Origin of the sequence: Streptomyces lushanensis (assembly GCF_001700515.1) — a bacterium.
In the GTDB taxonomy this organism is placed as follows: domain Bacteria; phylum Actinomycetota; class Actinomycetes; order Streptomycetales; family Streptomycetaceae; genus Streptomyces; species Streptomyces lushanensis.
On record NZ_MAUD01000233.1, the window covers coordinates 1 to 10,998 of the forward strand.

Consider the following 10,998-nt stretch of genomic DNA (forward strand, 5'->3'; position numbering starts at 1 on the left):
GGTGGGTGGACTGCGCGGCAGTGGAATGGGGCTGCTGGGCTCCGCTCAGCGTCAGACGGCCCGTCTGTCGGTTGGGGTTCAGTCCCGTGTCTGAGATTCGTGCCTGAGTGGCACCCCGGGCATCACCCCATCCCGTCCGCCAGGCCAGGAGCCCGGTGGGACAGCGGGCCGGTGTCTGTCCTGAGGGCCCGTGGGCGTGGAATGTGCTGTTCTTCCGTCCGCAGGACACAAGAGACCACCGGGCGGTCCTCATGTCAGAGCGGGCGGGTGGCAGACACCAACTAATGCCCCATATGCCCCTGTTTGGCGGCTGGTTGGGAGTTCCCGGAGACCGGTCTTGTGTCCTGAGCACCGGTAAGCCGTCCTCAGGACGCATCGACGCCCCGCAGGGCCCCGCGAAGATCGCCCGGACAGGACCTACCCCTCCCGGCAGATCAGCAGCAGCGCCCTGTCGTCGTTCACGTCCTTCGCCACCGCTTCGATCAGGTGCCACGCCGCGCCCTGGAAGCCCGGGGCCACATAGCGGTCCGCCTCGCCCGTCAGCCGGTCGATGCCCTCGCCGAGATCGCGTCCCGACGCCTCGACCAGTCCGTCCGTGAAGAGCATCAGCACATCGCCCGGCCGCAGCGAGCCCTTGGCCGAATCGAACTGCGCTCCGTCGTACACACCGAGCAGCGGGCCCTCGCCCGACTTCTCCTCCCAGCGTCCGCTACCCGCGTGGAGTTGCAGCGCGGGCAGATGGCCCGCGGAGAGAAGCTCGTAGTCGCCCGAGTCCAGGTCGAGGACGAGATGGATCGAGGTGGCGAAGCCCTCGTCCCAGTCCTGCCGGAGCAGATAGCCGTTGGCGGCCGGGAGGAAGCCGTGGGGCGGGAGCGAGCCGAGCAGTCCGCCGAAGGCGCCGGAGAGCAGCAGGGCGCGCGAGCCCGCGTCCATGCCCTTGCCGGAGACATCGGTCAGGACGACTTCGAGGGTGCGCCCGCCGTTCGTACGGGCCGCGACGACGAAGTCGCCGGAGAAGGACTGGCCGCCCGCCGGGCGCAGCGCCATCTCGCGGTGCCAGCCGCTGGGCAGACGCGGCAGGGCGCTCTGCACCCGGATGCGTTCGCGCAGGTCGAAGAGCATCGTCCCGCCGCGCCGCCAGGGCACTCCGACACGCGCCCTGAACTGGGCGATCAGCAGCCCGAAGAGGCCGCAGGCGGCCACCACCAGGACCGTGCCGGGAGTGACGCGTGCCGGGCCGTCCGGATACGGGCCGAGGACCATCGACTCGACGATCAGTGCCGCGGCCGCCGCGGCGTACAGGCTGAGCAGGCTGGACGGCCGCAGGATCAGCCCGCCGGCCACGATCGGCAGGACGAGCGCGGAGGGCGCGCACCAGACCGGCACGGCGATCGTGGTGAGCGCGATGGCCGGAATCGTGAGCAGCAGACCGGCGAGGGCGATCCAGTCGGAGCCGTCCCCGCGGAAGTAGTCGACGCCCGATTTGCGCACGCCGTTGCGGGCCCGGTGCAGCCTTCTGCGCAACCGGGCCGAATACGACTCCGCTCGCGCGATACCGGCCATCGTGTGGACCCTACCGATCCGGTCGGCGGCCGTGCAGGGGGACCCCATGACATTGCGTTCGAAATCGGGTCGCTCCGTCGACATCACCCTGATACTGATGGCATATGGCAACTGATCTCCGGGTGCTGGACCCGGCCGAGTGGGAACGCTGGTACGGGACGCTGGAGGTCGCCTTCGGCGGTGTCCAGGAGACGCTCGGGAGCCGCGCGCTGATGGAGGCGCTGACCGAGCACGAGCGCTCGATCGGCGTGTGGGACGGCGGCCGGTGCGTGGGCACGGCCGGTGCGTTCAGCTTCCGGCTGACGGTGCCCGGCGGAGCGCTGGTGCCCGCGGCGGGGGTCACGATGGTGAGCGTCGCCGCGACCCACCGCCGGCGTGGAACGCTCACGTCGATGATGCGGCGCCAGCTCGACGATGTACGGACGTGGGGAGAATCACTCGCCGTGTTGACGGCGTCCGAGCCGCCGATCTACGGACGGTACGGATACGGCGTCGCGACGCGGGACCTGCGGGCGGAGATCGACACTTCCCGGGTGCGCGTCGCGGTGCCCGAGGAGCCGGGGGGTGTGGCGGAGATACGGCTGCGCCAGGCGGAACCCCGGGATCCGGCCGTACGGAAGGCGTGCGAGGCCGTGTACGCGGCGGAGGTCGCCACGCGCCCGGGGATGCTCGCCCGGCGGCCCGGCTGGGAGCTGCTGCCGGTGGTCGACGCGGAGAAGGAGCTGGACGGGGCGTCGCCGCTCCAGTGCGTCCTCGCGGAACGGGACGGTGAAGTGGTGGGATTCACACTCTTCCGCAACCGCCCCGAATGGGACAACTCGGGACCCAAGGGGACGATCGAGCTCCAGGACCTGCACGCGCTGGACCCGGTGGCGTGCGCCTGGCTGTGGCGCTTCCTCGCCGAGATCGATCTGACGTCGACGCTCCGCGTCCGCAACCGCCCGGTGGACGATCCGCTCCAGCATCTCGTCTCCGACGTGCGCCGCTGCCGGCTCACGGTGCGCGACGCGCTGTACGTACGGCTGGTGGACGTGGGCGCGGCGCTGGAGGCCCGTACGTACCGGACGCCCGTCGATGTGGTGCTGGGGGTCGAGGACGCCTTCTGTCCCTGGAACGAGGGCCGTTGGCGGCTGACCGGCGACGCCAAGGGCGCGTCCTGCGAACGCACCTCCGACGAACCCGAGCTGCTCCTCTCGGCCACCGAACTGGGCGCGGCCTATCTGGGCGGAGTCTCCCTGACGTCCCTGTCCCGCGCGGGCCGGGTCCGTGAAGCCCGCCCCGGCGCCCTCGCGGAAGCCTCCCTGGCCTTCGGCTCGGACCCGGCGCCCTGGCTCCCCCACGGCTTCTGACACGCGCCGGAAAGCGGCCAGCGCCTCAGGTGCCCGGCTGGCAGGTGGGGCACCAGAAGAGGTTCCGGGCGGCGAGAGGCGCCGTGCGGATCTCGGTGGCGCAGAGGTGGCAGGGGAGTTGGGCACGGCGGTAGACGTAGACCTCACCGCCGTGGTCGTCCACGCGCGGAGGACGGTTCATCGCCTCGGGTGTGTGTTCCGGGCGGACGGTGTCGATGCGGTTGTTGCGTACGCCCTCGCGCATCAGGGCCACCAGATCCGCCCAGATCGCGTCCCACGCGCGGCGGGTGAGGTCCTTGCCCGCGCGGTACGGGTCGATGCCGTGCCGGAAGAGGACCTCCGCGCGGTAGACGTTGCCGACGCCCGCGATCACCTTCTGGTCCATGAGCAGGGCGGCGACCGTCGTACGGGAGCGGGAGACCCGCGCCCAGGCCTTCTCGCCGTCGTCGGCGGGACGCAGCGGGTCCGGGCCCAGGCGGTCGTGTATCGCCCGCTTCTCGGGCTCGGTGATCAGGGCGCAGGTGGTGGGTCCGCGCAGATCCATGTACGCCGTGCCGGAGGCGATCCGGAGCCGGACGGTGTCCGTGGGCGGCGGGGCGGGCGCGTCGCCGAAGCCCACCTTGCCGAAGAGTCCGAGATGGACATGGATCCAGCCGGTGTCCTCGCCGAAGCCGAGGAAGAGGTGTTTGCCGTGGGCGTCCACGCTCTCCATGACCCGGCCGTCGAGCAGGGCCGCGCTGTCGGAGAACTTGCCCTGCGGGCTGGTGACCCGTACCGCCCTGCCTCCGAAACGGTCGAGATGGTCCTCGGCGAGGCGGTGGATCGTATGCCCTTCGGGCACGGTCTCTCCTGATCGGTGCGGGGCTGATCGGCAAGGGGCCCGCCGGACACGGCGGCCGGTCCCCGTACGGGACCGGTCCGCGGGGGCCCGGGGCATGGCTGTGCCGCCGGAATCCGCCCGGCGGCACGCGGTTCGGTCAGTCCTGCTCCGGGTGGTGGGCCGGGATCGGCGGCAGTTCGTGGGTCGCCTCGTACTCGGTGAGCATCCCGATCCTGCGCGAGTGCCGTTCCGCGTTCGAGTACGGCGTCTTGAGGAACACCTCGACGAACGAGACCGCCTCGTCGCGGCTGTGCATACGGCCGCCGACGGAGACCACGTTCGCGTTGTTGTGCTCGCGGCCGAGCGCCGCCGTCTGCTCGCTCCAGGCGAGTACGGCCCGTACTCCCCTGACCTTGTTCGCGGCGATCTGCTCGCCGTTGCCGGAACCGCCGATGACGACGCCGAGGCTGTCCGGGTCCGCGGCCGTGCGCTCGGCGGCGCGCAGGCAGAACGGCGGATAGTCGTCCTCGGCGTCGTAGATGTGCGGTCCGCAGTCGACAGGCTCGTAGCCATGTGCGGTGAGCCACTCGACGAGGTGGTTCTTGAGTTCGTAGCCGGCATGGTCGGAACCGAGATACACGCGCATGATCCGAGTGTGGCACGCGTGACACCGGGTGGCGGTCAGCGGGGTCGTGGCCCGGCGAGGTGCCGGGTGCCCAGGCGGACGAGGGACGGCGGTGTCAGTCCCGGCGGCCGGCGAGCTTCCAGGCCGCCGGCAGCGCGCCCATCGCCAGCGCCGCCTTGAGCGCGTCGCCGAGCAGGAAGGGCACCAGGCCCGCCGAGATCGCGGCACCGGGTGACATGCCGGTGTGGACGGCCAGGTAGGGCACGCCGACCGCGTAGATGATCACGGAGCCCGCCACCATCGTCCCGGCCGTACGGAGTACGGAACGGTCGCCGCCACGGCGGGCCAGCGCGCCCACCGCCGCGGCGGCGAGCAGCATGCCCAGGACATAGCCGAAGGAGGCACCGCCGGGACCGGAGGAACCGGCCGAGAACCACGGCATCCCCGCCGATCCGACCAGCGCGTAGACCGCGAGGGAGAGAAAGCCGCGCCGGGCGCCGAGGGAGGTGCCCACGAGCAGCGCGGCGAAGGTCTGCCCGGTGACGGGGACCGGCGAGCCGGGAACCGGTACGGAGAGCTGCGCCGCGAGGCCGGTGAGTACGGCGCCGCCGAGGACCAGGGCGATGTCCCGGGCGCGGGTGGCGGGAAGCAGATCGGCGAGGACCGCTCCGGTACGAGGGGCTGCGGCGGCAGTGGTCATGGGGACTCCGCGGTCGAGGAAGCGCAGGAAAGGCAGCGCGGGAACGTGGGAAACGCAGGGACAGCCCGACGGTAACCCGGCGATGCGTGCCGTTTCACCGTCGGTCGTCCACAAAGCGAAGGTCAGAGGCTTGTCGGAGGTGGCACATCGTGCCGTCGCGCACACGGGCCCCGGCGGACGGACAGCGACACCGTATTGCTGTTAGTGTGCACTTGCATAAGACTTGCAATAAGAGGCCGGAGGGCTCGCACACATGGCCACGTACACGCTTCCCGAACTTCCGTACGACTACGCGGCGCTCGAACCGGTCATCAGTCCGCAGATCGTCGAGCTGCACCACGACAAGCACCACGCCGCCTACGTCAAGGGCGCCAACGACACCCTGGAGCAGCTCGCGGAGGCACGCGACAAGGAGTCCTGGGGTGCGATCAACGGACTGGAGAAAAGCCTCGCGTTCCATCTCTCCGGCCATGTCCTGCACTCGATCTACTGGCACAACATGACCGGTGACGGCGGCGGCGAGCCGCTCGCCGAGGACGGGGTCGGCGGGCTGGCGGAGGCGCTGGCCGAGTCCTTCGGCTCCTTCGCCGGCTTCAAGTCCCAGCTCACCAGGGCCGCGGCGACGACTCAGGGCTCCGGATGGGGAGTGCTCGCGTACGAACCGGCCGGCGGGCGGCTGATCGTGGAGCAGATCTACGACCACCAGGGCAATGTGGGCCAGGGATCGGTACCGATCCTGGTCTTCGACGCCTGGGAGCACGCCTTCTACCTCCAGTACAAGAACCAGAAGCTCGACTTCGTCGAGGCGATGTGGCGTGTCGTCAACTGGCAGGACGTGGCGAAGCGCTACGCCGCGGCCAAGGAGCGCGCGAACAACCTGCTGCTGGCACCCTGAGCCGCCGGCCGGGGCCGTACACGTCCTGCTCGTGATCGTCTTCTCAGCCTTCACGTGCGGGCGGTGAGGAGGAAGGGCCCCCGCGAGGACGTGACTCGCGGGGGCCCTTCCGCGGTGAGCAGGGCCGATGCCCCGCGGCTGCGGGAATCCAGGGGGGTCTACTCGAAGCTGGGCCCCGCGGTCCTCGTCCGCTTGATCTCGTAGAACCCGGGGATCGACGCCACCATCAGCGTGCCGTCCCAGAGCTTCGCGGCCTCCTCGCCCTTCGGGGACGGGGTGACGACCGGACCGAAGAAGGCGATCTGCTCGCCGTTCGCGCCGGGGACGGCGATGACGGGAGTGCCGACCTCCTGGCCGACCTTGTCGATGCCCTCCTTGTGGGAGGCGCGCAGCTCCGTGTCATAGGTGTCGGTGTCGGCGTAGTCGAGAAGATCCGCGGGCAGGCCGACCTCGTCCAGCGCACCGGCGATCGCCTCGCGGGTGGGGCCCTCGCCGCGGTTGTGGATACGGGTGCCGAGCGCGGTGTAGAGCTCGCCGACGACCTCGTCGCCGTGCTTCTGCTGGGCGGCGACCACCACACGGACCGGGGCCCAGGCCTTGGCCAGGCCCTCGCGGTACTCCTCGGGCACGTCCTTGTCCTCGTTGAGGACGGCCAGGCTCATCACATGCCAGCGCACCTCGATGTCGCGGATCTTCTCCACTTCGAGGACCCAGCGCGAGGTCATCCAGGCCCAGGGGCACAGCGGGTCGAACCAGAAATCGACAGGGGTCTTGTCAGACATGACTCTCCTCGTAAAAGCGGTGAACACACCGTGGACACACCTCGTCGGAGCAACGTTCCAAACGGCCGGGAGCATTCCCCGAGCCGCCCGCCGGGCGCGCGTGGGAGGATCGCCGGGATCCGAGAGAAGCACAGCCCAGCCATACGGCGAGCCACGAAGGAGTGACCGTGCCCGGTGAGAACCTGTCCCGCGACGAGGCCCGTGAGCGGGCCGGCCTGCTGTCCGTAGACGGGTACGAGGTCCGCCTCGACCTGCGCTCGGCGGTGGACGGGACGCCGGACGCGGCCACGACCGCGGCGGCGGACACGCCCGCCGCGCCCCGGACCTTCCGCTCGGTCACCACCGTCCGGTTCCGCTGCGCGGAGCCGGGCGCCTCGTCCTTCGCCGACCTGATCGCGCCGAGTGTCACCTCCGTGACCCTCAACGGCACGGAGCTGGACCCGGCCGCCGTCTTCGACGGCTCGCGGATCGCCCTGGACGGCCTGTCGGCCGAGAACGTGCTGACCGTGGACGCGCAGTGCGCGTACAGCCGCACCGGCGAGGGCATGCACCGTTTCGTCGATCCGGAGGACGGCGAGGTCTATCTCTACACGCAGTACGAGCCGGCCGACGCCCGCCGTGTCTTCGCCAACTTCGAGCAGCCCGATCTCAAGGCGCCGTACCGCTTCGAGGTGAGCGCGCCCGAGGGCTGGACGGTCCGGAGCAACGGCGAGGGCACACTGACCGACGGTGTGTGGCACTTCGCGGAGACGAAGCCGATCTCGACGTACATCACGGCCGTCCTGGCCGGTCCGTACCACTGCGTGACCGACTCCTACCGCCGTACGTTCGAGGACGGCACGGTGCTGGAGATCCCGCTCGGCGCGATGTGCCGCAAGGGGCTCGCCCGCCACTTCGACGCGGACGACGTCTTCCTGGTCACCAAGCAGGGCCTGGACTTCTTCCACGACCACTTCGACTACCCGTACCCGTTCGGGAAGTACGACCAGGCGTTCGTGCCCGAGTACAACCTCGGCGCGATGGAGAACCCGGGTCTGGTGACCTTCCGCGAGGAGTACATCTTCCGCGGCTATGTGACACGGGCGTCGTACGAGCGCAGGGCGACGACCATCCTGCACGAGATGGCACACATGTGGTTCGGCGATCTGGTCACCATGCGGTGGTGGGACGACCTCTGGCTCAAGGAGTCGTTCGCCGATTTCATGGGCTCGCTCTCGCTGGTCGGCGCGACCCGTTTCACCAACGGCTGGATCACCTTCGCCAACAACCGCAAGGCGTGGGCGTACCGCGCCGACCAACTGCCCTCCACCCATCCCGTCACGGCCGACATCCGGGACCTGGAGGACGCCAAGCTGAACTTCGACGGCATCACGTACGCCAAGGGCGCCTCGGTGCTCAAGCAGCTCGTGGCGTACGTCGGCCAGGACGCGTTCCTGGAGGGCGCCCGGCGCTACTTCAAGCGGAACGCGTACGGGAACACCGAGCTGGGCGATCTGCTCTCGGCGCTGGAGGAGACGTCCGGGCGCGACATGGCGGGCTGGGCCCGCTCCTGGCTCCAGACGGCCGGGGTCAACTCCCTGACCCCGCAGGCCACGTATCTCGGCGACGGGCGGATCGCGGAGCTGGCCGTGACGCAGGACGCGCCCGAGTCGCATCCCGAACTGCGTCCGCACCGGGTGGCCGTCGGGCTGTACCGGCGCACGCCCGAGGGCGGGCTCGTCCGGTACGCGCGCGCCGAGACGGATGTCGCCGGGCCGCGTACGGTCGTCACCGAGCTGGCCGGAGCCGGGCGTCCCGATCTGATCCTCGTCAACGACGACGATCTGACGTACTGCAAGATCCGCTTCGACACGGCGTCGCTGGACACCCTGCGCGAGGGTCTGAGCGATCTCACCGATCCGCTCGCCCGCGCCCTGTGCTGGTCCGCGACCTGGAACCTCACCCGCGACGCGCTGATGCCGGCGAGGGACTTCGTCGTCCTGGTGCTCACCCACGCGGGCCGTGAGACGGACATCGGCGTGCTCCAGATGGTGCACGCCTGGGCACGCTCCGCGCTCCACCAGTACGCGGCTCCGGAGTGGCGTGAGCACGGCCGGCGGCTGCTGGCCGGGACCGCGCTGAGGGAACTGCGCGCGGCCGAGCCGGGCAGTGAGCACCAGCTCACCTGGGCGCGGTTCTTCGCCTCGGTCGCGGCGGCGGACGAGGATCTCCAGCTGCTGCGCGGACTGCTGGACGGTACGGCGAAGATCGACGGCCTCCAGGTCGACCAGGAGCTGCGCTGGGCGTTCCTGGAGCCGCTGGCCGCGCACGGAGCGGCGGACGAGTCGGTCGTCGACGCCGAACTGGCCCAGGACGACACGGCGTCGGGCAAGCGCCACCAGGTGCGGTGTCTGGCGGCGCGGCCGTCGGCGGCGGTCAAGGCGCAGGCCTGGGCGCAGGTCGTGGAGTCGGACGCGCTGTCGAACGCGCTGGTCGAGGCGGTGATCGCCGGTTTCGCGCAGCCGGGGCAGCGGGAGCTGACGGCTCCGTACGCGGCGAAGTACTTCGAGGTCGTCGAGCGGGTGTGGGCGGAGCGCTCGATCCAGATCGCGATGCATGTGGTGCGGGGGCTGTACCCGGGGCTCCAGGGCGACCGTACGACGCTGGACGCCACGCGGGCCTGGCTCGACGCGCACCCGGACGCGGCGCCCGCGCTGCGCAGGCTGGTGCTGGAGGCGGGGGACGATCTGGCGCGGGCGCTGCGCGGACAGGCGTGCGACGAGGCGGCGGGACGCGACGGCTGGGCGGACCGGGCCTGATCGTACGAAGAGCCTCACGGTTTCGCCTGGGTGATTCGTACGAAGAGTCTCGCGTGATCGGCAGTCGAACGCCCGTACTTTAGGCCGAGCTTGTCCAATTTTGTCGACGAATTTGTCACAGGGGTTAGAGGGGTGGCGCGGCGAGGGGAGGACCGGGACATGAACAACAACACCACCCCCCTCTCCTCCTGCCTCCTCAGTGACCTCGCCGGCTCCGGTGATGTGCGGCGCCGCGTGCTCTCGCTCGCGCAGTTGCGCGCGCACGGGGTGGCGGCGGGCCGGGCCGCCGCGCAGTGCCGGCCCGGCGGCCCTTGGCAGCAGCCGCTGCCGGGGATCTATCTGCTGCACGCGGGGACGCCGACGAGCGAGGAGCGGCTGCACGCGGTGCTGCTGTACGCGGGCCGGCCGAGCGCGAAGGCGGTGCCGGCGCAGCCGGGTCCGTCGGCCCCGTCCCCTGCGTCTCCCCCGCCGCCGTACGACTCCGTGATGGTGACGGGGCTCGCGGCGCTGGCACTGTACGGCTTCACCTCCACGCCGGGGCTGCTCTCGCTGGAGCGGATCGATGTGCTGGTCCCGCGGACCCGCCGGCTGCGGTCGACGGGCTGCGCCCGGCTGATCCGTACGCACTCCCTGCCCCCGCCCGAGCAGATCACCGGACTCCCGGTGGCACCCGTGGCCCGCGCGGTGGCCGACGCGATCGCGGAACTGACCGACGCGCGCACGGTGGTCGGCCTGCTCACCGAGGCGGTACGCGGCGGACGCTGCGAACCGGCCGCGGTGGTCCAGGAGTTGAACCTCTCCGGCCTGCTGGCCCGGCCGTGCGTGGTGGAGGCGGTGGACTCACTGCTCACGGAGGGGCGGGCACTGGCGGAGAGACGGCTGTACGAGATGGTGCGTACGTACGAGCTGTCCGAGCCGGTCTGGAACGTCGACCTGCGCCTCCCGGGCGGCCCGGACCTGGGCAGCGTGGACGCGTACTGGCCGGAGTTCGCGGTCGCGGTGGAGCTGGACACGAGGGCCCCGCACCGCGGAAACGGCGCCGGCGGCGGCCCGGACGAAGAGGCCGAGTGGTCGGCGACCGTCCGCAAGCGCGAACACCTGGAGCGCCTGGGCATCACCGTCGTCCATCTGACCCCGAGAAAACTGCGGGAGTCGCTGGAACAACAGGCGACGGTGGTCCGCACGGCACTCATGACCGCGGACGCCCGTGACCCGGCGGCGCGGGTGGTGGTACTCCCGAGATAACGCCCCCGGCGGTTCGTCCTCAATCGCCGGACGGGCTGGATATGCGGCCCGGCACCGGGCGGAAAGCCGGAATGCGGCGGGAGGGGGGCGGGGTCGCAGGAGGTGCGTGTCCGGACGTAAAGCGTCGCAACTCGCGCGAAGCGCGGTGAGGATAGCAGTCCGGACACGCACCTCCGGAGACCCCGGCACCCGGCACCCACCACCGCACCCGCGCCGCAGGC

9 protein-coding genes are annotated in these 10,998 nt (G+C 70.9%); 4 read left to right on the top strand and 5 right to left on the bottom strand.

The features are described 5' to 3' along the window. Window positions 1–417: 417 nt before the first annotated feature. A complete protein-coding gene (locus BFF77_RS19715; RefSeq protein ID WP_066951552.1) occupies window positions 418–1,563 on the bottom strand; it encodes a PP2C family protein-serine/threonine phosphatase in 1,146 nt (381 codons plus the stop codon). Window positions 1,564–1,667: 104 nt separating this feature from the next. Between BFF77_RS19715 and BFF77_RS19720 the strand changes: the two genes are divergently transcribed. Then, window positions 1,668–2,912, top strand: coding sequence for a GNAT family N-acetyltransferase (locus tag BFF77_RS19720; RefSeq protein ID WP_066951531.1), 1,245 nt, complete (start codon window positions 1,668–1,670; stop codon window positions 2,910–2,912). Window positions 2,913–2,937: 25 nt separating this feature from the next. Here BFF77_RS19720 and BFF77_RS19725 read toward each other — a convergent pair whose 3' ends face one another. The 3 genes from BFF77_RS19725 to BFF77_RS19735 all read right to left on the bottom strand — a co-directional run bounded on the left by BFF77_RS19725 (window position 2,938) and on the right by BFF77_RS19735 (window position 5,057). Next, window positions 2,938–3,753 (bottom strand): Fpg/Nei family DNA glycosylase, encoded by an 816-nt coding sequence (locus BFF77_RS19725; protein ID WP_066951533.1) that lies wholly within the window; start codon window positions 3,751–3,753, stop codon window positions 2,938–2,940. A 136-nt stretch (window positions 3,754–3,889) separates the two neighbouring features. Beyond that, a complete protein-coding gene (locus BFF77_RS19730) occupies window positions 3,890–4,378 on the bottom strand; it encodes a ribose-5-phosphate isomerase (RefSeq protein ID WP_066951535.1) in 489 nt (162 codons plus the stop codon). A 94-nt stretch (window positions 4,379–4,472) separates the two neighbouring features. Further along, window positions 4,473–5,057, bottom strand: coding sequence for a biotin transporter BioY (locus tag BFF77_RS19735; protein ID WP_066951538.1), 585 nt, complete (start codon window positions 5,055–5,057; stop codon window positions 4,473–4,475). A 253-nt stretch (window positions 5,058–5,310) separates the two neighbouring features. On the opposite strand from BFF77_RS19735, the gene BFF77_RS19740 reads away from it, so the two are divergent. After that, window positions 5,311–5,952 (top strand): superoxide dismutase, encoded by a 642-nt coding sequence (locus BFF77_RS19740; protein WP_066951541.1) that lies wholly within the window; start codon window positions 5,311–5,313, stop codon window positions 5,950–5,952. Window positions 5,953–6,110: 158 nt separating this feature from the next. Here the strand turns inward: BFF77_RS19740 and BFF77_RS19745 are convergent, their stop codons facing one another. Continuing rightward, on the bottom strand, window positions 6,111–6,734 hold the full coding sequence (locus tag BFF77_RS19745; RefSeq protein ID WP_066951544.1) for a mycothiol-dependent nitroreductase Rv2466c family protein: 624 nt from the start codon (window positions 6,732–6,734) through the stop codon (window positions 6,111–6,113). Window positions 6,735–6,901: 167 nt separating this feature from the next. Between BFF77_RS19745 and pepN the strand changes: the two genes are divergently transcribed. Both pepN and BFF77_RS19755 read left to right on the top strand, forming a co-directional pair. Continuing rightward, window positions 6,902–9,532 carry an aminopeptidase N gene (gene pepN, locus BFF77_RS19750; RefSeq protein ID WP_066951547.1) on the top strand — a complete coding sequence of 877 codons (2,631 nt, stop codon included), beginning with the start codon at window positions 6,902–6,904 and terminating at the stop codon, window positions 9,530–9,532. A 159-nt stretch (window positions 9,533–9,691) separates the two neighbouring features. Beyond that, the gene (locus BFF77_RS19755) at window positions 9,692–10,777 is read left to right on the top strand and encodes a hypothetical protein (RefSeq protein ID WP_066951549.1); all 1,086 of its coding nucleotides are present in this window, start codon (window positions 9,692–9,694) and stop codon (window positions 10,775–10,777) included. Window positions 10,778–10,998 lie beyond the last annotated feature (221 nt).

What these genes read in the sequence shown, in the direction of transcription:
- BFF77_RS19715 (WP_066951552.1), bottom strand. Translation starts at nt 1,563, where the DNA reads ATGGCCGGTATCGCGCGAGCGGAGTCGTATTCGGCCCGGTTGCGCAGA.
- BFF77_RS19720 (WP_066951531.1), top strand. Translation starts at nt 1,668, where the DNA reads ATGGCAACTGATCTCCGGGTGCTGGACCCGGCCGAGTGGGAACGCTGG.
- BFF77_RS19730 (WP_066951535.1), bottom strand. Translation starts at nt 4,378, where the DNA reads ATGCGCGTGTATCTCGGTTCCGACCATGCCGGCTACGAACTCAAGAAC.
- BFF77_RS19735 (WP_066951538.1), bottom strand. Translation starts at nt 5,057, where the DNA reads ATGACCACTGCCGCCGCAGCCCCTCGTACCGGAGCGGTCCTCGCCGAT.
- BFF77_RS19740 (WP_066951541.1), top strand. Translation starts at nt 5,311, where the DNA reads ATGGCCACGTACACGCTTCCCGAACTTCCGTACGACTACGCGGCGCTC.
- BFF77_RS19745 (WP_066951544.1), bottom strand. Translation starts at nt 6,734, where the DNA reads ATGTCTGACAAGACCCCTGTCGATTTCTGGTTCGACCCGCTGTGCCCC.
- BFF77_RS19755 (WP_066951549.1), top strand. Translation starts at nt 9,692, where the DNA reads ATGAACAACAACACCACCCCCCTCTCCTCCTGCCTCCTCAGTGACCTC.